Here is a 23,454-nt window from a genome sequence, read left to right as displayed (position 1 = left end):
TGAAAAGGAATTATAGAAGATAAATTTAGGAAAGTACAATTAAACTTGGACAATTTGCTTTAAATTATATATACTATAAAAAATAATATTTTGCAATACTATTTTATTTAATATGGGAAGAAGTGTGATTCTTTGACAGATACAACGAGCAATACAAATAGAAGTGTATTGTTATATGCTTTTATAACAGTTATTTTATGGGCATCTGCCTTTGTGTTTACGAAAGTAGCCCTTGTAAATTTCACACCTGAATCATTGGGAGCGGTCAGATATTTATTTGCAAGTATTTTATTGATTGTTTTTGCAGTTATTAAAAAAATTTCATTGCCGAGTATAAAGGATATTCCTATATTTTTCCTGGCAGGATTTACAGGATTTTCATTTTATATATATGCATTTAATAAAGGTTCGGTAAGTTTGAACGCATCTACCTCAAGCATTCTTATTAGTACAGTTCCTATTATAACGGCTGTTCTTGCAATGATATTTTATAAAGAGAAAATCAATAAGATATGCTGGTTTGCAATAGCAATAGAGTTTTCAGGTATAATTATTATTGCAGTAAACAATGGTGTATTTGCAATTAACAGAGGAGTTAACTGGATGCTGGGAGCGGCTCTTTCATTTGCAATTTATAATATGCTGCAGCGTAAGATATTGAAAAAATATACTTCACTTCAATCAACTACATATAGTATATTTGCAGGCACTATATTGCTGGGCATTTTTTTGAAAGATGGGTTAATACAATTATATAAAGCTCCTATACTGCAAATATTGAATGTTGCCTGCTTGGGATTTTTGCCTGGGGCAATAGCCTATTTAATATGGATGGCAGCTATGTCAAAAACAAAAAAAGTTACTACTGTTACAAATTTCATGTTCATTACACCGCTACTATCTGCAATTATGGGATTGATTGTAATTAAAGAAATTCCATCTTATATAACTATAGTTGGTGGATGTATTATTATAGGAGGATCAATTTTATTTCAAAAGCTTAATACAAAATAAAGTCGTGTTGCTTGACAGCGGCTGCAATAAAATTTATTGTATATACATATAATAAACACAATATTAATTTATAGAAAGAAGGCAAACCAATGAAAAATCCTATAGTTACAATTGAAATGAAAAATGAAAAGATTATAAAAATAGAACTTTATCCTGAAATTGCACCTAATACAGTAAATAACTTTATATCACTAGTAAAAAATGGATTTTATAATGATACAATTTTTCATAGAGTTATACCTGGATTCATGATTCAGGGAGGAGATCCGGAGGGAACAGGAATAGGTGGCCCGGGATACTCAATTAAAGGTGAATTCTCATCAAATGATTTTAAAAATGATTTAAAACACAAAAAAGGTGTAATATCTATGGCTAGGACTATGGATCCAAATTCTGCAGGCTCACAATTTTTTATAATGACAGATGATGCACCACATCTTGATGGAAGTTATGCTGCATTTGGAAAAGTTATAGAAGGAATTGAGACAGTAAGTGATATAGTATTGAAGGAAACAGACTATAATGATAAGCCGTATGAAGATCAGAAAATGAAAAAGGTTACTGTAGAAACTTTTGATGTACAATATGATGAACCTGAAAAAATAAGTTGACAATTTTAAAGAAAAATAATATACTTATCAAAGTGTATTATAGATAACATAAGCTGTGATGAAGAGGAAAATATTTTGTGGATTGACTTAAGAGAGCCAATATAAGGTGTAAGTTGGCGTTGATTTAAATATTGTTTATCACTTCGGAGCTTCCAAGTAGAAAGGTTTTTCCAAGTAAACAAGGACGTATACCAGCGATATATGGTTTGGGTTTGTAAGTAAATATCACAAGTTTATTGAATAATGACCTGAATGAGAGGCAGCTGATACATATAGTTGCAAATAAGGTGGTACCACGGAAAGTTAATCTTTCGTTCTTATAAACATAATATTATTATGTTTATAGGGACGAAAGATTTTTTATTTTAAAAAATATACAAACTAATGGTAATATTAAATACAAAAAGGGGGATTTTAAATCATGAAAGTAGATTTAACATTAAAGGATGTATTAGAGGCTAAAGAGAGAATAAAAGACATATGTGTAAAAACTAAATTGATATATAGCCCGGAATTTAGTAGAGAAAGTGGAAATGAAGTATACATAAAGCCTGAAAATCTTCAGATTACTGGAGCATTTAAACTAAGAGGTGCATCTAATAAAATCAGTAAATTAAGTGATGAACAAAAACAAAAGGGACTAATAGCTTCATCAGCAGGAAATCATGCACAGGGAGTTGCATACTCTGCACAGAAACTTGGAATTAAGGCAACAATTGTAATGCCTGAGACTACACCATTTATAAAGGTTCAATCTACTAAAAACTATGGTGCAAACATAGTACTTAAAGGTAAAGTTTATGATGAGGCCTATGAAGAAGCCAAAAGACTTAAAGAAGAAAATGGTTATACTTTTGTTCATCCTTTTAATGATGTAGATGTAATGGCAGGACAGGGAACTATAGCACTTGAAATAATAGACGAACTAAAAGATGTAGATGCCATAATTGTACCAATTGGTGGAGGCGGATTAATAAGTGGAATATCAGTAGCAGCTAAATCCATTAATCCTGATATAAAGATAATAGGAGTTCAGGCAGAAGGTGCAAATCCAATGAAGATTTCCTTTGATACAGGTAAACTTACTTATGCAGATAAAGTTGATACTATTGCAGATGGAGCTGCAGTAAAACAACCTGGAGATCTTACATTTGAAGTAATAAAAGAATATGTAGATGAAATTGTTACAGTAAGTGATCAGGAACTTATGGAAGCTGTATTTGTTATTCTGGAAAAGCATAAGCTTATAGCAGAAGCAACAGGAGCAATGTCTCTTGCAGCATTAAAGAGATTAAATTTTAAAGGCAAAAAAGTAGTATCTTTAATAAGTGGAGGAAATATAGATGTGGTAACAATAGCCTCACTTTTAAACAAGGGATTGTTTTCAAGAGGAAGGATATTCTGTTTTTCAGTTAATCTTCAGGATACTCCAGGACAACTTCTTAAAATAGCTCAAATACTAGCAGAAGAAGGAGCTAATGTAATAAAATTGGAGCATAATCAATTTAAATCAGTGGATAGATTGAAACATGTAGGTCTGGAAGTAACGGTAGAGACAAATGGATATGAGCATATAGAAGATATAGTTAAGAAATTAAATGATCATGGGTATGATGTACATAGAGTTTGCTAAGGATCAACTTAAATAAACGCTGTGGCTATTAATGCCATAGCGCTTATCGCACCTAATTTTGTTTTTAGAAGGAGAAAAATGTTATTTCAAAAATTAAATATTATTGAACCTATTTTAAAAGCTTTAAAGAACCAGGGATATACTAATCCTACTCCTATACAGGAACAATGTATTCCAGTTATACTTGAAGGAAATGATTTGGAAGGATGTGCCCAGACAGGTACCGGGAAAACTGCGGCCTTTGCTGTTCCCATATTACAGCTTGTTTATAATGAACAAATAATACAAAAGAGATCTTCAAAAAGTATTAGAGCCTTGATATTGGCTCCCACCAGGGAATTAGCCATACAAATTGGAGAATGTTTTACGGCGTACGGAACATATACGGGGTTAAAAAATACTGTTATATTTGGTGGAGTTTCACAAAAATCACAAACAAATGCGTTAAAAGCCGGAGTAGATATTTTGATTGCAACACCAGGCAGACTTCTGGACTTAATACAGCAAAAATACGTAAATTTACAGAATATAAAGTTTTTTGTACTTGATGAGGCAGATCGAATGCTTGATATGGGCCTTGGACATGATGTGAAAAAGATTATAGCAAAACTGCCAAGGAGTAGGCATAACATGGCATTTTCTGCTACTATGCCAAAAAAAATTTCAAAATTAATGGATTCTATTCTCGTAAAACCAGTTAAAGTGGAAGTTACACCTGTTTCATCTACCATTAATACCATTAAACAGGAAGTATATTTTGTAAGAAAAAGGAGCAAAACGTCCCTGCTTGTTCATTTGCTAAAGGACAAATCTTTTAAATCTGTTCTTGTATTTTCCCGAACAAAACATGGGGCAAATAAAATAACAGGAGATCTTGTTAAAGTCGGAATAAAAGCTCAGGCTATTCATGGAAACAAGTCACAAAATGCAAGACAACTTGCTCTAAGTAATTTTAAGGAAAAGAAGATAAGGGTTTTAGTGGCGACGGATATAGCGGCAAGGGGAATTGATGTGGAGAAAATATCTCATGTAATAAACTTTGATTTACCGGATACACCAGAGACCTATGTTCATAGAATTGGACGTACTGGAAGGGCAGGAGCAGAGGGAATTGCAATTTCATTTTGTGATGATGAAGAAAGAGAGTATCTCTCGGATATTCAAAAAACCATATCATGTTCAATACCGATAATTAAAGATCATCCATATTCTATAGGTAACTCTAGTAGGAATATAAGAAAAAATCATTATTAATCAACGAATGCAGCAGAAATATTGACAAATAAAAAATTAATTATATAATAATTCTATGAGAATAGAATTAAGTATAGTAATCATCAATAATTATACAGAAGTATTTAGGAGGAAAAACAAACAATGAATAAGTTGAAAAAAGTTTTATTAATTGGATTAACAGCTATATTAACATTGGGAACAGTAGCTTGTGGTTCAACCAATAATAGTTCAAGTAAAAATGGGACAAAGAATATTACTATAGGAGTTTGCCCGGGACCTTATGGTGACATGGTTAGAAAGGCAATACAGCCATCCCTTGAAAAAAAGGGATATAAAGTAACTGTTAAAGAGTTTAGTGACTATGTTCAGCCAAATAAAGCATTGGCTAATAAAGAGATAGATGCTAATTTATTTCAACACACAGCATACTTGAAAAAGTTTTCTAAGGATAATAACTTGAAATTATCAGCAGTTATAGTTGTGCCAACAGCTGGTATGGGTATATTCTCAAATAAAATAAAATCATTGCAAAACATACCAAATGGAGCCAAGGTAGCTATACCAAATGATCCTTCAAATTTGGCAAGAGCTTTAACATTACTTAAAAATCAAGGCTTAATTAAGATTAAAGATAATATTGATGAGACCAAGGCGACACAAAATGATGTAACAGAAAATAAAAAGAATCTGAAGTTGGTTCCTATAGAGGCGGCTCAGGAACCAAGAAGTTTGGACAGTGTTGATATAGCACTTATTACAGGTAACTATGCTATATCAGCAGGAATGGATTTTTCAAAAGCTTTAGCAGTAGAAAAGTTAGAAGAAAATTATAAAAATGTAGTAGCAGTAAGGACAGAGGATTTAAACAAAGATTTAGGAAAAGATTTAAAGTCCGCTGTAGAATCTACAGAATTTAAAAATACTATTGAAGATAAAAATGGAGAATTTAAGTCTTTTGACAAACCGGAGTGGTATGTAAACAAGTATGGTATAAAATAAAAAATGAATTTATTTTATTTAATGGGAGTTTAATACTCCCATTAAGTTTACCTTGCAATAATAATTAATAATTTTCAATTATTTATATGAGAGTTTTAGGAGTGAGGTTTTTGATAGAACTAAAGAATATTAATGTAGTTTTTAATGTGAAAAACACTAAAGTTTATGCAGTTAAAGATGTTAATCTTAAGATAAATAGAGGAGAAGTATTTGGCATAGTAGGTTTAAGTGGAGCAGGAAAGAGTACTTTAGTAAGGACTATAAATTTATTACAGAAACCTACTAGTGGTAAAGTGATAATTGATGGTAAAGATATTACACATTTAAAGGGCGAACTTCTTAGAAAAATCAGATTGAATATCGGTATGATATTTCAACATTTTAATTTAATAAGTGGTAAAACAGTATATAAAAATGTAGAATTCGTGCTAAAAGCAAATAACTATCCTAAAAATAAACGTAAACAGAAGGTAGAAGAATTATTGAAGCTGGTTTCTTTGGAAGATAAGGCAAAAGCTTATCCGGCAAATTTAAGCGGTGGGCAAAAGCAAAGAGTTGGTATTGCCAGAGCATTGGCAAACAATCCCCAAGTATTGTTGTGTGACGAAGCGACTTCTGCTTTGGATTTGGAAAATACTGAAGAAATTTTAAATCTACTTAAAAGAATAAATAAGAAATATGGGATAACTATTGTATTTATTACCCATGAAATGGAAGTAGCTAAAACTTTCTTCAACAGAATGGCAGTAATGAGTTCAGGTAAAATAGTTGAGATAAATGACGTATATTCCATATTTGCAAATCCTAAGGCTAAAGTAACGAAATCCTTGATAAATAAAAATCTAAATATTGAATTGTCACCTGGAATTGAAAAATTAATTCAAGTGGGAGAATTGGTGAAACTTTATTTTAAAGGAGATAGAAGCATAGATCCACTAATATCAGATGTTTCAAAGAAATTTAATGTTAATTTAAGTATAATTCATGGAAAAATTGATTATATAAATGATAAGCCACTGGGTATTTTAATTGTAAACATTACAGGAGATAAGGAGGAAATAGAGAAAGCAAAATTGTATATGAAAGAAAATGTATCTGGAATCGAAGAAAATTACAATTTACAAAAAGAGGTGAATCCAATTGAATAATACTTTTAACATATTACATAACGAATTGGGCCAGGCAATTAGGGACTCCCTTAATATGATAGGTATAGCCATAGTTTTATCCATTGTTGTAGGTGGACTTATAGGCTTAATATTATATCTTACATCTAACCCATTGTTTTTCAAGAATAAAATTATCAATTCTATTGCAGGTGTTATTGTAAATATAATTCGTTCCCTGCCATTTGTAATATTATTGGTATTGTTGATTCCAGTAACTAAAATGATGGTTGGGACAAGTATAGGACCACAGGCGGCATCTGTGCCACTTTCAATTGCTTCCATTGCTTTCTTTGCCAGAATTTCAGAAGGCGCATTTAATGAAGTAGACAAAGGCGTTTTAGAGGCGGCAGTTGCTTCAGGAGCAAAGATAAGATTGATATTGACAGATGTACTTATAGTTGAAGCCCTTCCAAGTCTTATAAGGGGAGTAACGGTAACCCTGGTAAGTTTGATTGGATTTTCAGCCATGGCAGGAATTGTAGGCGGAGGTGGTATAGGTGATTTGGCAATCAGGTATGGCTACTATAGATATGAGACTGGAGTAATGATATCTACAGTAATTATATTAGTAGTTGTAGTTCAGGCTATACAATTTATAGGTGATGCCTTTGCAAAGGTATCTTCAAAAAGATAGCAAGCATTTATGGAAAGAAGGAAGATTTATGGATTTTGAAAAATTATCTGATATTATAAAAGACGAAAATAGGATAAAGATAGGGACAGATATAGAGGACAAATATTTAAGTGATGCACTAAATAGGAATAAAGGTAAAGCTGATGTATTGATATTTCCTATAAATACAGAAGAAGTAAGCAGCATAATGAAAATAGCATATGAAAATGGCATACCTGTTACACCAAGAGGAGCCGGTACAGGATTGGTAGGTGCAACTATTCCTACCAGGGGAGGTATTATATTAGATCTATCCTTAATGAAAAATATAGTTGAGTTAGATGAAAATACTCTTACAGTAACTGTGCAGCCGGGAATTTTACTTGTAGATCTTCAAAAATTTGTTGAAAGCAAGGGATTTTTCTATCCTCCAGATCCAGGAGAAAAAAATGCTTCAATAGGTGGAAACATAAGTACTAATGCCGGCGGAATGAGAGCTGTAAAGTATGGAGTTACAAGAGACTATGTTATGGGGTTGGAAGTAGTTTTAGCCGATGGAACCATACTAAATACAGGTGGAAAAGTAATAAAGAATAGTTCTGGACTTGATATAAAGGACTTAATAATAGGATCAGAAGGTACTCTTGCAATTATAACCAGGGCAATATTAAAACTTATACCAAAACCTAAAAAGAGTATAAGCGCTATTATTCCATTTAACTCTTTAAAAGAAGGAATAGATACAGTCATAAAAATAATAAAAAAGAATGCCAATCCTACAGCTATTGAATTTATGGAAAGTGATGTCATTGAAAATGCAGAAAGATTTTTAAAGTTAAAATTTCCTTCTGATAGGGGAAAGGCATATTTATTATTGACATTTGATGGAGATGAAGAATTCGAAATAGAGAGTAATTACAAAAAAGTAAAAGAAGTTGCTTTGGAAAATAATGCCCTGGATTTTATTTTGCTTGATAAAAAGGATGACATAGAGAGAACCTGGAAAATAAGGGGAGCTTTGGTTACGGCAGTAGAAGCTGTATCTGAACAGGAGCCTATAGATATAGTAGTTCCAATAGACAGATCAGCAGATTTTATTAATTATACAAAAGTAGCAGAAAAGGAATTTGGAATTAAGATAAGTAGCTTTGGTCATGCTGGCGATGGAAATGTACACTTATGTGTAATTAGAAATGGCATGGAAGAAAATCTATGGAATGAAAAATCGAGAAAACTACTTAAAGCTCTTTATAGAAAAGGGAAAGAACTTAATGGACTGCCATCTGGAGAGCATGGCATAGGAATTAACAAGAAACCATATTTTATTGATGTAACAGATAAGATAAATGTAGAGTATATGAGAAGAATAAAAAAAGCCTTTGATGAAAAGGGAATTTTAAATTCCGGTAAATCATATTCAATATGATTAAAATATGGATTTGTAATTTATGGCATGAATGCAAGTATCAGACTGGTATATATAAATAGGCAATTGAAGCGGTGACCTATTTATATATACCAGTTTTGTATTTTTTAAAGGTATATATGATAAAATAAATTTAGTTGTTTTTATAATTTAAAATATTATTTGGAGTGGTATATTATGGATCATATGGATTATGAAATATTGGAATGTTTGAAATCTAATGCCAGAGTTAAAGCATCAGTAATAAGCAAGAGAATTCACCTGTCAGTCTCGGCAGTTCTTGAGCGCATTAAAAAAATGGAGACAAATGGAATAATAAAAAGATATACTATAATACTGGATGAAAATAGAATGGGGAATAATACAAGTGCTTTAATGGAGGTAAGTTTGGATCATCCGAAATTTTATGAATCATTTACTAATGCAATTAAAGAAAGCAGCAATATAGTTTTTTGTTATTATCTAACTGGTGATTTTGATTTTATACTAAAAATACTTTGCAAATCTCCAGAAGAGTTGGAAAAAATTCATCGTCAGATAAAGAGTATAGAAGGTGTATCCAGGACAAAAACCTACTGTGTTTTAAAAAATGTGAAAGGTGAAGCGTAATATATTTCATATAGCTAAATTTATAAAGCAAGTTATACTAAATTATCAAACTGAAAAATTTTTGCCCTATATAATAAAATAACATAAAATTTTTTGCACAAAGTATAATAAAAAATAAATTGTACATAAATTTTAAGAAACGTTGAAAAAACTTATTTAATAATATAATATTTAATTATACTTAAAACTATTAAAAAAAGATGTGAAAAATTATTAAATTATTAAATTACAGGAGGGCATTTAAATGAAAAATTTAGGATATTACAATGGAAAGTATGATTTGATTGAAAATATGACAATACCAATGAATGATCGTGTATGTTATTTTGGTGATGGAGTTTATGATGCTACCTATAGTAGAAATCATGTTATATTTGCATTGGACGAGCATATAGATCGTTTCTTCAACAGTGCGGGATTATTAAAAATTAAAATTCCATATACAAAAGATGAATTAAAAGAATTACTCAATGATATGGTTAAAAAGGTTGATTCAGGAGAACAATTTGTGTACTGGCAGGTTACAAGAGGAACAGCAATGCGTAACCACATATTCCCGGAAGATGATGTAAAAGCAAATGTGTGGATAATATTAAAACCACAAAAGGTAAAGGATATGTCACAAAAATTAAGGCTGATTACTTTGGAAGATACTAGATTTCTACATTGCAATATAAAGACATTAAACTTGCTTCCAAGTGTAATGGCAGCACAGAAAGCTGATGAAAAGGACTGCCAGGAAGCAGTATTCCACAGAGGTGACAGAGTAACAGAATGTGCACACAGTAATGTATCTATTATAAAAGATGGTATATTTAAAACAGCACCGGCAGACAATTTGATTTTACCAGGTATAGCAAGGGCACATATTATAAAAATGTGTAAAAAATTTGAGATTCCTGTAAATGAGACTCCTTTTACTCTGGAGGAATTAATGGATGCAGATGAAGTCATAGTTACAAGTTCAGGACAATTTTGCATGACCACTTGTGAAATTGATGGAACACCTGTAGGTGGAAAAGCACCGGAAATAGTTAAAAAGCTTCAGGATGCGCTGAGTGCTGAATTCTTAAAAGAAACAGATAAGGTTCAGGAGGGGATTATATGAATCAAGAAGAATTGACTATATTAAATATAGGGGAAAATTTAGACAACCTAATGAACCTGGATCCAAGGGGATATGGTGTATGTAGAATTTTATACAGTGCAGCAAGAGAATATACTAAAGAACCTTTGACAATGAATAGTGCGAAGAAATTGGTAAGTACATTAAAAGAAGGGGATTTAGTGTATATAATGACAGGCTTTGTATTACTTCCATTTAAAAAGGCTGAAATGGACGGAATTGTAAGTACAATGCTTTTAGCAAGAGCTTTAGTAAAAGGCTTTAACGTAAAACCTGTAATAGTATGTCCTAAAGATAATATAAAGGCAGTAGAAAATTTGGCTTACGTAGTTGGACTTCATTTTCATGATAATATTGAAGAATTAAAAGAGTATCCTCTTTCAATAGCTGGTATAACATTTACCAAGGATGCAATGAAGGCGGGAACACAGGCTGATGAACTTATTGCAAAAGGAATTCCAGGTGCTGTTATAAGCATAGAATGTCCAGGAGCCAATTCTGTTGGAGTATATCATAATGCTATTGGAAAAGATGTAACTGAACTGGAGGCAAAGCAGGATATACTGTTTACTAAATTAAAGGAAAAAGGCGTTCTGAATATATCAATAGGAGATCTTGGAAATGAACTTGGAATGGGTACTATAAAAGAGCATCTTGAAAAATATGTACCCTATGCTGCAAAGGGAGGCTGCAGCTGTGGATGCAATGGCGGAATACTTGCAAGTGTAAAAGCTGACAATATAATAACTGCTACTGTATCGGACTGGGGATGCTATGGACTTATAGCAGCATTGGCCTACCTGAAGAAAGATTTAGATATAATGCATACCAAGGAGATGGAAAAGGAAGCCATGGTTACAGCATCTAGAAGTGGAATGATAGATATGTATGGTGATTTGATTCCAGCTATAGATGGATGTGGACTATCCATAAATACTTCAATAGTCAATTTGATGAGAGAATGTGTACAATCTTCAATAAAATTGGAAGAAACTTGTGCTACATGGTTTGAAAAAGTAATTGAATTAGGATTTTATGAAAAACAAAAGTTAACAAAAATTATTTAAGGGGTGAAAAATATGGATTATTCAAAGATGAAGCCCTATGATGTTCGTAAATTGATACGTGAAGAAAAAATCACAACACCTACTGCAGGAATGTGTGCAGGCTATGCTCAGGCAAACCTGGTAATTTTGCCAAAAGAGCTGGCTTACGATTTTCTATTATTTACACAGAGAAACCCTAAATCATGTCCAATACTTGAAGTAGGTGATGTTGGAAATAGAAAACTTAATTATTTAGGCAAAGATATAGATATTACCAGAGACATCCCCAAATACAGAGTCTATGAAAGTGGAGTTTTAACTGGAGAGTATAAAAATATACAAGATATGTGGCGAAATGATTTTGTAAGCTTTTTAATAGGCTGTAGTTTCTCATTTGAATCAGAGCTTATAGAGGCGGATGTTCCTGTAAGACATATTGAGGAAAATTGCAATGTACCCATGTATATTACCAATATTGACTGTGTATCTGCAGGAATATTCAATGGGAAGATGGTTGTCAGCATGAGACCTCTTCCATATGACCAGATAGTAAAATCTGTTCTGGTAAGTGGAGATATGCCAAAGGTTCATGGTGCACCAATTCATATAGGCAATCCGTCGATTATAGGAATAGAGGATATAAGCAGTCCTGATTTTGGAGATCCTGTTACTATAAAAGAGGGCGAAGTACCTGTGTTCTGGGCCTGTGGAGTTACACCGCAAGCTGTAGTCATGAATGTTAAACCTAAAATAGTCATTACACATTCACCAGGACATATGCTGATAACAGATGTGAAAAATATAGACTTGAAATATTGAGGAGATATTATGTATAAGGTAGATTTAAATTGTGATTTGGGAGAAAGCTTTGGAAATTATAAAATTGGATTAGATGAAGAAGTTATTCCATATATCTCATCTGCAAATATTGCCTGCGGATTTCATGCTTCAGATCCAGTAGTTATGGACAAGACAGTTGCATTGGCAAAGAAATACAAGGTTTCTGTGGGGGCACATCCAGGATTGGCAGATTTAGTTGGATTTGGAAGAAGAAAAATGGATATTTCCTATAAGGAAGCCAAGCTAATTGTACAATATCAAATTGGAGCATTGAAGGCGTTTTGTACATCCCATGGCATAAAGATGAATCATGTAAAACTTCATGGTGCACTTTATAATATGGCAGCAAAAGATTTGGAACTGTCTCTGTCTATTTGTAAAGGAATATATGAAATTGATCCAAATTTGATACTCCTTGCATTGAGTGGAAGCAGAATGATCGATGCAGCAAAACAAACCGGATTAAAATCAGCAAGTGAAGTATTTGCAGACAGGGCCTATAATGATGATGGATCCTTAGTTCAAAGATCCAAACCAGGAGCTGTTATTACCGATGAAGATACAGCTATTAAAAGAGTAATTAGAATGGTCAAGAAAGGTAAAGTACGGAGCATAAATGGAAAGGATATTTTCATGAAAGCGGATTCAGTATGTGTTCACGGAGATGGAGTAAAAGCACTTCAATTTGTTAAAAAGATAAATGAGGCTTTTCATAAGGAAGATATAGAAATATCATCATTATAATATAGAGAGGGGTAATTTTATTTATGGACAAATATTTGAGAACCTATGCAAAAGTAGATTTAAATGCTATAGCACACAATATAGATGAGGTAAAAAAAAAGTAGACGACAGTGTAAAAGTTATGGCTGTAATAAAGGCTGATGCCTATGGTCATGGAGCCAAAATAGTGGGAGATTTTCTTCAAGACAAGGTGGATTATTTTGGAGTTGCAACTATAGAAGAGGCAATAGAACTTAGAGAATACCATATAGATTTGCCAATATTGATTTTGGGATACACTTCTCCAAAGCAATATGGAGATATTATTGAGTATGATATTACTCAAACAATATACAATCTGGAGATGGCAGAAAGTATGTCCAAATGTGCAGTTGAACATAAAAAGAGAGCAAAAGTTCATGTAGCATTGGAGACAGGTATGAATAGAATTGGATTTAAGGCAAATGAAAACAGCATTTTGAATATTAAAAAAATGATAAATATGGATAATCTGATTGTTGAAGGATTATTTACTCATTTTTCATGTGCAGACGAAAAAGACAAGAATTATACTAAAATGCAGATGAAAAAATATGATGAATTTTTAAAAATGCTGGAAATGTCTAAAATAGATATTCCACTTAAACATGTTTGCAATAGTGCAGGAATTATGGAATTTGACAATCATAGATTTGACATGGTAAGGAGTGGAATAATTACCTATGGATTGTATCCATCAGAAGAGGTGAACAAGAATTCTGTAGACCTCATACCTGCATTGGAGTGGAGATCACATATAATCAATATTTCAGAAGTTCATGAAGGTGCAGGGGTAAGCTATGGAAAAACCTATATTACAAGTAAAAATACAAAAATTGCAACTGTTTCTGTAGGTTATGCAGATGGATACATGAGAGCTCTCTCTTCAAAAGCAAAGGTACTTGTTCACGGGCAGTATGCTCCTATAATAGGAAGAATATGCATGGACCAGATGATGGTTGATATCACTCATATAAACGATGTTAAAATTGAAGATGAAGTAACTTTAATTGGTAGAGATGGAGGCAATACAATTACTGTTGAGCAACTGGCTGAAATAGCTGGAAGTTTTAATTATGAATTCGTATGCGGAATTGGAAAAAGGGTAAAGAGGATCTATGAAATAAATCAGTAGGTGATAAATATGAAAGAAAACAGATTTAATATTTTACACACAAGTGAAATTTCGGCCTTGGTTGAATTTGGAGATAAAATTGACAAGACTGTAAATAAAAATATAAGAATATTCTGTACATATCTTGAGAAAAATCCTTTTTGTGGGCTTATAGAATATGTACCGTATTTTACAAGCGTATCTATAATTTATGATCCACTGAAAATAAAAAGTAATGTGCCATTTGAATCAGTAAAATCAAAATTGAAAAATATACTAAGAGTCATTGATTTCTCCCAAAGCTATGAAGAAAATATAGTTGAGATTCCAGTCTGTTATGGCAGAGAGTTTGCTCCGGATATAGAATATGTAGCAGAAGTTAACAATCTTACTGTAGATGAAGTCATAGAAATACATTCTAAAGGAAAATATTTAGTGTATATGATTGGATTTGCGCCAGGTTTTCCATATTTGGGAGGATTGTCAGAAAGGATATATACTCCAAGAAGAAAATCTCCAAGGACTGCAATTCCAGAAGGGTCTGTTGGAATTGCAGGAAAGCAGACGGGAGTTTACCCAATAGAAACTCCAGGAGGATGGCAGATAATCGGAAGAACGCCTTTGAAATTATTTGATTTAAAAAGCAGTGAAAAGACTCTTCTGAAATGTGGAGATATAGCAAAATTTTATCCCGTTTCTTATGCTGAATATACCAGGTTAAAGGAGAGGATATTATGAGCATAACTGTATTGACGCCCGGACTTCTAACAACAATTCAAGATAAGGGAAGATATGGATATCAGAAATACGGAGTTATTGTAAGTGGTGCTATGGATATATATTCTATGAAACTTGCAAATATTGTTGTTGGAAATGATGAAAATGAAGGTGTTTTTGAAATTACCTTTATGGGTCCTTCACTGAAAATAAGCAGGGGAAATCTTATTTCTATAACAGGAGCAGATCTTTCACCTACAATTAATGATAAAAAAATTCCACTTGAACGACCTATTTACCTAAATGAAGATTCCATATTGAAATTTGGAAGAGGTGTAAATGGATGCAGATGCTATTTGGCAGTAGCTGGAGGTTTTGACATTCCAAGCTTTATGGGAAGTAAAAGTACATATTTAAGAGCAAAAATAGGAGGAAAAGATGGCAGGGCTCTGAGAAAAGATGATGTAATTGAAATTGGACACAAAGGCAATGTTTCTTTAGGAATAATAAATAAACTAAAACAAATTCATGAAAGTGGAAGCTTTACTTCAGCAAAATGGTACGTAAAAAATCCCGTCAACATAGATGACAATGTTACAAATATCAGAGTATTTGAAGATAGACAATTCAAGGATGTAAAAGAAGAAAGCCTGGATAAATTTTTTAGCTCTTCTTTTAGCATAGATGTTAAATCAGATAGAATGGGATATAGGTTAAATGGTCCCAAAATTCAGTTTAAGAGAAGTATTGAAATGATATCGGGAGAAGTATCATTTGGAACTATTCAAGTTCCACCAGATGGAAATCCAATACTTCTCTTAGCTGACAGGGCAACTGCCGGAGGTTATCCTAAAATAGCTCATGTGGCTTTATGTGATATTCACAAATTAGTTCAGCTCAAGCCTTCTGACAGAGTGAAATTTCAAAAAATATCACTTGAAGAATCGGAAAGTTTATATTTGAAACAACAAAAATATATAGCTGAATTAAAAAGATCTATTAAATTAATAAGCATTTAATAATACTGCGGGGAGGTAGTTATATGATTAATATAGATGATTTAGACAAAATAATGGAAATTGTTGAAAAACATGATTTCTCCCATTTTGAATTTGAACAGGAAAGCAGCAGGATAGTTATAGATAGAAATGCGGATGTAAAACATATGGTGAAAATAGAGGACACTGAAAATAACATGGATCAATCAATACATGAAGAAAAAAGTACAGAAAAAGGCAATAGCCAATATATTAAATCCACTCTTGCGGGAACTTTTTATCTAAGAAAAGAAAAAGGTTCCGAACCTTTTGTAAAGCTTCATGATATTGTTCAGGAACATACAGTTGTTGGATTGGTTGAAGTAATGAAACTGTTCAATGAAGTAGAAGCAGGTGTTAGTGGAGAAATAACAGATATATTGGTAAAGGATGGGGACTTTGTAGAATATGGACAACCTTTATTTGAAGTGAAAGGAAGTGACAAATAGGTATGTTTAAGAAGATTCTTATAGCAAATAGAGGTGAGATTGCAGTTAGAATCATACGTGCCTGTCATGAACTTGGAATTTCTGCAGTTGCTATTTACTCAGAAAGTGATAGAGATTCACTTCATGTAAAATTGGCAGATGAAACTTATTGTATAGGAAAGACTTCGGCAAAAGATACATATCTTAATATAAACAGTATAATAAATATAGCAATTCATTCAAAGTCAGATGCCATTCATCCAGGTTACGGATTCCTTTCTGAAAGTTCAACTTTTGCAAAAACATGTGAAGAATTCAATATATCATTTATAGGCCCGGATTATAGAATTATCGACAGTCTTGGAGACAAGTCCAATGCCAAAGAGACGATGAAAAATGCAAATGTACCTATAATAATGGGGACAGAAGGTGAAATAGAAAGTAAAGAGAAAGCAGTAGAAATAGCGGATGAAATAGGATATCCTGTGATAGTCAAGGCATCTGCCGGTGGCGGTGGAAAAGGAATGAGAGTGGCACGTAACAGGGCAGAACTCGTACATGCTATTGAAGATTCCGAGAAGGAAGCTGAGAATTATTTTGGAAATGCAGCACTCTATCTAGAAAAGTATCTTGAAAATACAAGACATGTGGAAATACAAATAATCGGGGACAATTATGGCAATATAGTATATCTTGGAGAGAGGGATTGCACAATTCAGAGGCGACATCAAAAACTTGTAGAAGAGTCGCCGTCACCTGCACTAAATGACAGGCTGAGAGAGGAAATGGGAAGTGCGGCAGTAAGAGCATGCAGGGCCGTAAATTATAATAGCCTTGGCACAGTAGAGTTCCTTTTGGATGCAGACAATAAGTTCTATTTTATGGAAATGAATACTAGAGTTCAAGTTGAACATGGTGTTACCGAGACAATAACGGGAATAGATTTGATAAAGGAACAAATATGTATAGCCCAGGGAAAAAATTTGTCTTTTTCACAGGGCGATGTAAAGGGAAATGGCTGTGCGATTGAATGTAGAATAAATGCCGAAAATCCATACAGGGATTTTATGCCGTGCCCTGGAAAAATAAATAAATATATAGCTCCGGGAGGAATTGGAATAAGAATAGACAGTTCAGCATACAGTGGATATACTATTTCTCCATTTTATGATTCAATGATATCCAAAGTTATAGCATGGGGGAGAGATAGGAATGAAGCAATAGATAGAATGAAAAGAGCTTTAGGAGAATTTGTCATTGAAGGAGTAGATACTACCATAGATTTTCATAAGAAATTAATGGAGAATAAAATATTTAGAAGTGGAAATTTCAATACAAAGTTTTTGGAGGAAAATAAAATATTGTAGCTGTAAAGTTAGTGAAAGAATTATCCCAAAATAAATTTTGAGGTAGTTCTTTTTTATTTGTTTAATTTATAAATTCTATTCCTTATAAAATCCTTATAATTGTCAAGTATTATCTAATTGAGGTGATGATACTAATGGAGAAATTTATTTTAGAAACAAAAAATCTTTGTAAAACATTTAAAAATGAAAAAGCTGTACACAATATATCACTTAAAGTTAGAAGAAATTCCATATATGGACTTCTTGGACCAAATGGAGCTGGAAAGTCAACAATATTGAAAATGATAACTGGAATGCTTCAGCCTACAAGTGGAGAGATTTTGTTTGAAAACAGAGCATGGAAAAGAGATAGTTTAAGTCATATGGGAGCTTTAATTGAGAATGCACCGCTTTATGGAAATCTTACTGCTAGAGAGAATCTAAAGGTGAGAACAAGGGTTTTGGGATTGGAAGATAAAAGGATCGATGAAGTACTTGAAATTGTAGATCTTAAAAATACAGGTAAAAAAAGAGCACACAAGTTTTCCATGGGTATGAAACAGAGACTTGGCATTGCCATTGCACTTGTCAACCATCCCAAACTTTTGATTTTGGATGAGCCAACAAATGGGTTAGATCCATTTGGAATTCAGGAACTCAGAAAACTGATTTGTTCATTTCCGGAGCAAGGAATAACGGTGATTTTATCAAGTCACATATTAAGTGAAGTAGAGCAGGTAGTTGATGAAATAGGAATTATTTCAGCGGGAATATTGGGTTATCAAGGAAAAATAAAAAATGGAGAGAATCTTGAAAAATTATTTGGAGAAATTGCAGGAAAATATAGAAGGAAAGGTGAATAGTATGAATTCTTACTTTAAATCTGAAACTTTAAAAAGTAGACACACATTTACAAGAAAGCTTGTTTTTCTGGCTCCAATTTTTACTATGCTTCTATCTATATTTTTACAACCACACTATTTTCAAACGAATAGCTACAATTGGTGGTATATTATTATACTGCCAGGGATGATATCTTTGGAATGCAGCTTTGTTGCCAATAGTGACAAGAAGATGAAAAACATGGGAGTACTGTCACTGCCAGTTGATCTTAAAAGGGTATGGATCTCTAAAATATTTGTGTGTGCAGTTCTAATTGCAGCAGCTTCTGCTATTCATTTGTTTGGAAATATATTTACTGGCAATATTTTGGGTCTTGGATCAGCTGGAAGAATTTATATTTTAAATGAAGTTGCAGGGAGCATAGTTTTAGTAATTACATTTTTATGGCAGATACCACTTTGTTTGTTCCTTGGAAGTAAAATTGGAATGTTTCCAACTATATTAATTAATCTAGTGGCATATTCAGTACTTGGAATATTGGGTGCAGTAGAAAAAATTTGGTATTTGATACCTTATGCAATTCCAGCCAGGCTCATGTGTCCTATTTTAAAACTTCTTCCAAATGGTATGCCTGCTGTTAAGGAAAGTCAAACATTTAAACCGGAATTGTTGTCAAGTAGTGTGATTCTACCTGGAATTATAATCGCATTAATTTTATTTTTGATATTGACATTTATAACTGCAAAGTGGTATGAAAAAGGGGAGGCAATATAGATGAGAGTATTTTTTAATCTTATAATGAGTGAATTTCAAAAAGTTCGCCGAACTCCCATGATATGGATTCATAGTGTACTTTCAGTTTTAATAGCGGTGATGTTCATTTTCTATTACCGTTTTTCGTATGTAAGCAGCAGTTCCAAAGTATCAGGGTATTTGGAGATTACATCCATAGGATTTCCTCTTATAATTGGAATAGTAACAGGTATGTCTGTAGATCAGGAAGCAATGGCTGGGAATTTTCAGCCGCTTTTGATGACAAGATATAAATTGAGAAGCTTCTTTAGTAAAATATGCATGTTGCTTTTACTGGCTCTTTTTTCCCTTGTTTTGTCAGTAGGTATTTTTGCATTTGGAATGCATTTTATTATTCAGGACAATTTGTTTTCCGGTATATTTTATGGAAAGATTATTTTAATATTGTTTTTCAGCAGTGTATTTTTATATTTTTTGCATATGATTTGCAGCTTTAGGTTTGGCTCAGGAGCATCTATAGGACTGGGAATTGCAGAAAGCCTTATTTCAGCTCTTATGCTTACAGGACTTGGTGACAGAATTTGGCAGTTCATTCCCTGCAGCTTTTCCGTAAGATTTTCTGACTACTATGTTCTTGTTAATAGTTATAATACAGATATTTCTATGGATAAATTTAAAACAGGGATATTTTCATGTATTTTAATGACACTTGCTATAATTGCAATAAGTGAATTTTGGTTTTATAGATTTGAAGGAAGAAGTGAAGATTAAGTTTGGGAAAGAAGTGATATTATGGCTAATATACTTGCAATTGATGACGAAGAAGATATTTTGGATATTATAAAAGAGTCACTTTCAAGAGAAGGACATAGAGTTACTATTGTCAGTGATTTTTCTACTTTCCCTATAGAAAAATGTCTGGATTATGATTTAATTTTATTGGATGTTATGATGCCTGGAATGGATGGATTTACTCTTTGTAGAAGTATCCGCAATCTAGTAGATTGTCCTATTGTATTTTTAACAGCAAAAATCATGGAAGAAGATATTATTGCAGGGCTTCAAGTGGGAGGCGATGATTATATTACAAAGCCCTTTGGAATCGGAGAATTGCGTTCCAGGGTGGCAGCACATCTTCGCAGAGAATGTAGGGAAAAACATAATGGCTTTATATTATCTGGAGTTAAATTCAAGTTATCTGCAAAAGAAGTATATATAGGAGATAAACTTATACCTTTGACAAAAAGCGAGTATGAAATAAGTGAATTTCTTGCTGTTAATCATGGTCAGGTATTTTCAAGAGAAAAGATATATGAATCTGTATTTGGATTTGAAGGATCAAGTGACAGCTCATGTATTGTAGAACATATAAAAAATATAAGATCAAAATTTGATAAAGTAAACTGTCATCCAATAGAAACAGTTTGGGGGATTGGGTATAAATGGGCTTGAAGAAGAGAAGAAATCTCAAGTATATATTTATTAGATATATTGTATATTTAATTTTAACTACAGTACTACTTTTATATGTATTTATCTTTGGATTTTCTATAATGCTTCAACACAATATTGTATTGGCAGCCAATTATTCTGAAAAGAAAATTGAGAAGAATAGAGATGTAATTTTAAAGTCGCATAGAGTAACAGAAAATATGATACCTGATGGCTGCAATTATGGTGTGTATGACAAGTATGGTAAAATGCTCTATGGAAATTTTACCTATAAAAAATCCCAAAGAGCATGGAATGTAGTTAAAAATAGTGAATATAGCGATGGCATAGGATATTATAGAAGATATTACAAGGTGTTTTACAGAAATAAAGAAGTTTGTATTATTGAATATCCTATAGTTGCACAGTTTAAGAATCCATTTCTGAGAAAGTATTTGATAAATCCTGAATGGCTAAGCTATATTTTGTTCTTTTCAGCCTTTGTAATAGAAGTGATTTTATTATCGGCCAAATTTGGAAAAAAGTTTTCTGGAGAGATGAACATTCTAATTCATATAGCTGACAAGATAAAAAAACAGGATCTTAATTTTGATTCAAAGCAGTCTTCTATTTATGAAATTGATGAAGTTATTAATTCTTTAAACGATATGAAGATTGCACTTAAGGATTCTCTGGAAAAGCAGTGGAATATGGAAAAGTCAAGGAAAATTCAGATTTCAGCCTTGGCACATGATATAAAAACACCTTTGACAATTATAAAGGGAAATTCGGAACTTCTCAGTGAAACCTGTCAGGATAAAAACTATTTAAAATACAATGAAAATGTTTTGAAAAGTGCAAATGAAATTGAACACTATTTAAAACTACTTATAGATATTACAAAGTCAGAAAATAGTATTAGATTGAAATTAAACAGAGTAAAGAGTAAAGTATTTTTCAAAAACATTATAGAAAGCGGAAAAGCTCTTGCGATTGAAAAAAATATTCAATTTATAGTTGAAATAAAGAGCATACCTGAATTTTTTTATGCAGATCAAGAAATGTTGCACAGGTCTATTATAAATGTTATTTCAAATGCAGTAGAATATTGTCCTAAAAATGGAAAGGTACTTTTTAAAGCTTATAGAAATAAAACAATCATGGAGTTCTTGATTGCTGATAGTGGTATGGGATTTTCGAAGGAAGAATTGAAGTTAGCATTACAACAATTCTATAGAGGAGACAAGAGTAGAACTTCTAAAAATCATTATGGGATAGGTTTGTATATTACAGAAAAATTTATAAAATTGCACAGAGGTGAAATTGATTTATCTAATTCTAAAGAGCTTGGAGGAGCAGAAGTATTGTTAAGGATGCCTTTAAAAATATATAAAGAAGAATAGATCTCATATATGGGCATGTCCTTCTTTAATATGCTTTAAACTGTATTTATTTTAAATTTACTGTATAATAGATCCTATAATTATAAGATTAGGAGTATTTTTATGGGAAGAGCATACACTGATGAAGAAAAAGAAAATATAAGAATAAAAATTAAACAATATGGAAAGGAAATGTTCGAGAAAGAAGGTTTTAAGAATTTTCGCATTCAAAAATTAACAAAGAAAGTAGGAATTTCACTTGGAGGATTTTATACTTTTTTTCAAATAAAGAGGCACTTTATCGAGAAATTATTGATGATGAAAAGAATAGGATCCGTTTAAAGATAAGTAGCTGGGTAGAAAAATACAGAATAAATCCCAAGGAATATTTTATTGAGATTTCTCATATTCTTTCGAAAAAAATTAAAGAAAATAAACTTTATGAAAGTCAGCAGGAAGTTCCTTATAATCTTATGAGTGAATTGATTCTTGATATAGGTAAAGATAATAAAAAAGAGAAATTGTGAATATTTAATAGAATATGTCAGAAAATTCAAAGAAAGCTTTCATAATTGCTTTAAAATTGATCAGTATACATTCAAGACAAGTGCAAGTCTTGGAATTTCTCTGTACCCACAAGATGCCGAAAATGCGGTAGAAATTTTAAAAGCTGCGGATACGGCTTTATATAGAGTTAAAGAACATGGCAAAAATGATATTGCATTTTTTAATGGAAATATACATAATTAATCCATTCAGGTAAGGAAAAAGGCAATCGTATGGAAGATAAATTGAAAATGTTCACTTTCCATCCCATAAATACTTTTCAATATTTATTCTGCCGTCTTTTTTAAATACAATTCCTTCTGATTTCAAAAGATATCTTTGAATATCAGAACTTCCAAACACATAGTCGGGTGACAGTTCCCCTGACTTGTTTACAACTCTGTGACATGGAATATTCATATTATCAGGAACTTTTCTAAGTGCCCATCCGACTACTCTGGCACTTCTCGGCTCACCAAGCATGAAAGCTATTTGACCATAGGTGGCTATTTTGCCTTTTGGAATTTTTGAAACTATGTTATAGACTCTTTTGAAAAAATCTTTGGACATATAAAACACCTCACTGGATTTATTGATAATTATATATGATTTATTTGTATAAATCTAGGGTGTTTTATGTTGGCAGATCTTATATAGTGGAAGGCGTTTATTTATTTTTAAGTTAATAACTTTTATAAAAAGGACCATGTTTTGCACCAAAAAAAGTGTCATATCTGCACTTGTAAACGCTTTACTAAAAATTTAAAATAAAT

At 32.2% G+C, this 23,454-nt stretch carries 26 protein-coding genes and 1 other annotated feature; of the genes, 25 read left to right on the top strand and 1 reads right to left on the bottom strand.

The genetic code is table 11. The annotated features are described in order from the left end of the window. Positions 1-132 precede the first annotated feature (132 nt). The 25 genes from J418_RS0100550 to J418_RS17030 all read left to right on the top strand — a co-directional run bounded on the left by J418_RS0100550 (position 133) and on the right by J418_RS17030 (position 22,885). Positions 133-1,014: a DMT family transporter gene (locus J418_RS0100550; RefSeq protein WP_017894562.1), complete on the top strand. Its 882-nt coding sequence runs from the start codon at positions 133-135 to the stop codon at positions 1,012-1,014. 89 nt (positions 1,015-1,103) lie between these two features. After that, positions 1,104-1,625: a peptidylprolyl isomerase gene (locus tag J418_RS0100545; RefSeq protein WP_017894561.1), complete on the top strand. Its 522-nt coding sequence runs from the start codon at positions 1,104-1,106 to the stop codon at positions 1,623-1,625. A 46-nt stretch (positions 1,626-1,671) separates the two neighbouring features. Further along, positions 1,672-1,947, top strand: a binding site (T-box leader). Positions 1,948-2,046: 99 nt separating this feature from the next. Further along, on the top strand, positions 2,047-3,258 hold the full coding sequence (gene ilvA, locus J418_RS0100540; RefSeq protein WP_017752170.1) for a threonine ammonia-lyase: 1,212 nt from the start codon (positions 2,047-2,049) through the stop codon (positions 3,256-3,258). Between the two features lie 78 nt (positions 3,259-3,336). Next, positions 3,337-4,512 (top strand): DEAD/DEAH box helicase, encoded by a 1,176-nt coding sequence (locus J418_RS0100535; RefSeq protein ID WP_017752171.1) that lies wholly within the window; start codon positions 3,337-3,339, stop codon positions 4,510-4,512. Positions 4,513-4,635: 123 nt separating this feature from the next. Beyond that, a complete protein-coding gene (locus J418_RS0100530; RefSeq protein ID WP_017752172.1) occupies positions 4,636-5,493 on the top strand; it encodes a MetQ/NlpA family ABC transporter substrate-binding protein in 858 nt (285 codons plus the stop codon). 110 nt (positions 5,494-5,603) lie between these two features. Beyond that, entirely contained in the window at positions 5,604-6,641 is a 1,038-nt protein-coding gene (locus tag J418_RS0100525; RefSeq protein ID WP_017752173.1) for a methionine ABC transporter ATP-binding protein, read from the top strand. Continuing rightward, entirely contained in the window at positions 6,634-7,296 is a 663-nt protein-coding gene (locus tag J418_RS0100520) for a methionine ABC transporter permease (protein WP_017752174.1), read from the top strand. The genes J418_RS0100525 and J418_RS0100520 overlap by 8 nt, the downstream gene beginning before the upstream one ends. Positions 7,297-7,324: 28 nt before the next feature. After that, positions 7,325-8,701: an FAD-binding oxidoreductase gene (locus J418_RS0100515; protein WP_023625471.1), complete on the top strand. Its 1,377-nt coding sequence runs from the start codon at positions 7,325-7,327 to the stop codon at positions 8,699-8,701. Positions 8,702-8,878: 177 nt separating this feature from the next. Then, positions 8,879-9,310 carry an Lrp/AsnC family transcriptional regulator gene (locus J418_RS0100510; protein WP_017752176.1) on the top strand — a complete coding sequence of 144 codons (432 nt, stop codon included), beginning with the start codon at positions 8,879-8,881 and terminating at the stop codon, positions 9,308-9,310. 244 nt (positions 9,311-9,554) lie between these two features. Beyond that, complete coding sequence (locus tag J418_RS0100505; RefSeq protein WP_017894559.1) at positions 9,555-10,418, top strand: D-amino acid aminotransferase; 864 nt, start codon at positions 9,555-9,557, stop codon at positions 10,416-10,418. Further along, positions 10,415-11,503, top strand: coding sequence for a DUF4392 domain-containing protein (locus J418_RS0100500; RefSeq protein ID WP_017894558.1), 1,089 nt, complete (start codon positions 10,415-10,417; stop codon positions 11,501-11,503). The genes J418_RS0100505 and J418_RS0100500 overlap by 4 nt, the downstream gene beginning before the upstream one ends. Positions 11,504-11,515: 12 nt before the next feature. Then, positions 11,516-12,301: a putative hydro-lyase gene (locus J418_RS0100495; RefSeq protein ID WP_017752179.1), complete on the top strand. Its 786-nt coding sequence runs from the start codon at positions 11,516-11,518 to the stop codon at positions 12,299-12,301. Positions 12,302-12,310: 9 nt separating this feature from the next. After that, positions 12,311-13,066, top strand: coding sequence for a LamB/YcsF family protein (locus tag J418_RS0100490; protein ID WP_017894557.1), 756 nt, complete (start codon positions 12,311-12,313; stop codon positions 13,064-13,066). A gap of 121 nt (positions 13,067-13,187) precedes the next feature. After that, entirely contained in the window at positions 13,188-14,219 is a 1,032-nt protein-coding gene (alr, locus tag J418_RS0100480) for an alanine racemase (RefSeq protein WP_017894556.1), read from the top strand. A gap of 9 nt (positions 14,220-14,228) precedes the next feature. Continuing rightward, entirely contained in the window at positions 14,229-14,936 is a 708-nt protein-coding gene (pxpB, locus tag J418_RS0100475; protein ID WP_017894555.1) for a 5-oxoprolinase subunit PxpB, read from the top strand. Beyond that, entirely contained in the window at positions 14,933-15,934 is a 1,002-nt protein-coding gene (locus J418_RS0100470) for a 5-oxoprolinase subunit C family protein (RefSeq protein WP_017894554.1), read from the top strand. Before pxpB ends, J418_RS0100470 begins: the two co-directional genes overlap by 4 nt. 23 nt (positions 15,935-15,957) lie before the next feature. Beyond that, positions 15,958-16,401 carry an acetyl-CoA carboxylase biotin carboxyl carrier protein gene (locus J418_RS0100465; RefSeq protein ID WP_017894553.1) on the top strand — a complete coding sequence of 148 codons (444 nt, stop codon included), beginning with the start codon at positions 15,958-15,960 and terminating at the stop codon, positions 16,399-16,401. A 2-nt stretch (positions 16,402-16,403) separates the two neighbouring features. Continuing rightward, the gene (gene accC, locus J418_RS0100460) at positions 16,404-17,747 is read left to right on the top strand and encodes an acetyl-CoA carboxylase biotin carboxylase subunit (protein WP_017894552.1); all 1,344 of its coding nucleotides are present in this window, start codon (positions 16,404-16,406) and stop codon (positions 17,745-17,747) included. A gap of 134 nt (positions 17,748-17,881) precedes the next feature. Then, on the top strand, positions 17,882-18,589 hold the full coding sequence (locus J418_RS0100455) for a lantibiotic protection ABC transporter ATP-binding protein (RefSeq protein WP_017894551.1): 708 nt from the start codon (positions 17,882-17,884) through the stop codon (positions 18,587-18,589). Further along, entirely contained in the window at positions 18,537-19,343 is an 807-nt protein-coding gene (locus J418_RS0100450; RefSeq protein WP_017752187.1) for a lantibiotic immunity ABC transporter MutE/EpiE family permease subunit, read from the top strand. The genes J418_RS0100455 and J418_RS0100450 overlap by 53 nt, the downstream gene beginning before the upstream one ends. Next, positions 19,344-20,093, top strand: a complete 750-nt coding sequence (locus J418_RS0100445) for a lantibiotic immunity ABC transporter MutG family permease subunit (protein ID WP_017894550.1) — start codon at positions 19,344-19,346, stop codon at positions 20,091-20,093. A gap of 21 nt (positions 20,094-20,114) precedes the next feature. Next, complete coding sequence (locus tag J418_RS0100440; protein ID WP_017752189.1) at positions 20,115-20,774, top strand: response regulator transcription factor; 660 nt, start codon at positions 20,115-20,117, stop codon at positions 20,772-20,774. Then, positions 20,765-22,156, top strand: coding sequence for a sensor histidine kinase (locus tag J418_RS0100435; protein ID WP_017894549.1), 1,392 nt, complete (start codon positions 20,765-20,767; stop codon positions 22,154-22,156). Before J418_RS0100440 ends, J418_RS0100435 begins: the two co-directional genes overlap by 10 nt. Positions 22,157-22,258: 102 nt before the next feature. Further along, entirely contained in the window at positions 22,259-22,477 is a 219-nt protein-coding gene (locus J418_RS0100430; protein WP_017894548.1) for a TetR/AcrR family transcriptional regulator, read from the top strand. Between the two features lie 162 nt (positions 22,478-22,639). Then, a complete protein-coding gene (locus tag J418_RS17030) occupies positions 22,640-22,885 on the top strand; it encodes a diguanylate cyclase domain-containing protein (protein WP_080600992.1) in 246 nt (81 codons plus the stop codon). 51 nt (positions 22,886-22,936) lie between these two features. Here the strand turns inward: J418_RS17030 and J418_RS0100425 are convergent, their stop codons facing one another. Further along, positions 22,937-23,251, bottom strand: coding sequence for an MGMT family protein (locus J418_RS0100425; protein WP_017894547.1), 315 nt, complete (start codon positions 23,249-23,251; stop codon positions 22,937-22,939). Between the last annotated feature and the right edge of the window lie 203 nt (positions 23,252-23,454).

It is taken from the genome of Clostridium tyrobutyricum DSM 2637 = ATCC 25755 = JCM 11008, from assembly GCF_000359585.1.
In the GTDB taxonomy this organism is placed as follows: Bacteria; Bacillota; Clostridia; order Clostridiales; family Clostridiaceae; genus Clostridium_B; species Clostridium_B tyrobutyricum.
Note: the sequence above shows the minus strand (reverse complement) of the source record. Positions and strands in the feature narration are given on the sequence as shown.

Coding starts and splice junctions, on each gene's coding strand:
- J418_RS0100545 (WP_017894561.1), top strand. CDS start 1,104: ATGAAAAATCCTATAGTTACAATTGAAATGAAAAATGAAAAGATTATA.
- ilvA (WP_017752170.1), top strand. CDS start 2,047: ATGAAAGTAGATTTAACATTAAAGGATGTATTAGAGGCTAAAGAGAGA.
- J418_RS0100535 (WP_017752171.1), top strand. CDS start 3,337: ATGTTATTTCAAAAATTAAATATTATTGAACCTATTTTAAAAGCTTTA.
- J418_RS0100530 (WP_017752172.1), top strand. CDS start 4,636: ATGAATAAGTTGAAAAAAGTTTTATTAATTGGATTAACAGCTATATTA.
- J418_RS0100515 (WP_023625471.1), top strand. CDS start 7,325: ATGGATTTTGAAAAATTATCTGATATTATAAAAGACGAAAATAGGATA.
- J418_RS0100510 (WP_017752176.1), top strand. CDS start 8,879: ATGGATCATATGGATTATGAAATATTGGAATGTTTGAAATCTAATGCC.
- J418_RS0100505 (WP_017894559.1), top strand. CDS start 9,555: ATGAAAAATTTAGGATATTACAATGGAAAGTATGATTTGATTGAAAAT.
- J418_RS0100500 (WP_017894558.1), top strand. CDS start 10,415: ATGAATCAAGAAGAATTGACTATATTAAATATAGGGGAAAATTTAGAC.
- J418_RS0100495 (WP_017752179.1), top strand. CDS start 11,516: ATGGATTATTCAAAGATGAAGCCCTATGATGTTCGTAAATTGATACGT.
- J418_RS0100490 (WP_017894557.1), top strand. CDS start 12,311: ATGTATAAGGTAGATTTAAATTGTGATTTGGGAGAAAGCTTTGGAAAT.
- alr (WP_017894556.1), top strand. CDS start 13,188: ATGGCTGTAATAAAGGCTGATGCCTATGGTCATGGAGCCAAAATAGTG.
- pxpB (WP_017894555.1), top strand. CDS start 14,229: ATGAAAGAAAACAGATTTAATATTTTACACACAAGTGAAATTTCGGCC.
- J418_RS0100470 (WP_017894554.1), top strand. CDS start 14,933: ATGAGCATAACTGTATTGACGCCCGGACTTCTAACAACAATTCAAGAT.
- J418_RS0100465 (WP_017894553.1), top strand. CDS start 15,958: ATGATTAATATAGATGATTTAGACAAAATAATGGAAATTGTTGAAAAA.
- accC (WP_017894552.1), top strand. CDS start 16,404: ATGTTTAAGAAGATTCTTATAGCAAATAGAGGTGAGATTGCAGTTAGA.
- J418_RS0100455 (WP_017894551.1), top strand. CDS start 17,882: ATGGAGAAATTTATTTTAGAAACAAAAAATCTTTGTAAAACATTTAAA.
- J418_RS0100445 (WP_017894550.1), top strand. CDS start 19,344: ATGAGAGTATTTTTTAATCTTATAATGAGTGAATTTCAAAAAGTTCGC.
- J418_RS0100440 (WP_017752189.1), top strand. CDS start 20,115: ATGGCTAATATACTTGCAATTGATGACGAAGAAGATATTTTGGATATT.
- J418_RS0100435 (WP_017894549.1), top strand. CDS start 20,765: ATGGGCTTGAAGAAGAGAAGAAATCTCAAGTATATATTTATTAGATAT.
- J418_RS0100430 (WP_017894548.1), top strand. CDS start 22,259: ATGGGAAGAGCATACACTGATGAAGAAAAAGAAAATATAAGAATAAAA.
- J418_RS0100425 (WP_017894547.1), bottom strand. CDS start 23,251: ATGTCCAAAGATTTTTTCAAAAGAGTCTATAACATAGTTTCAAAAATT.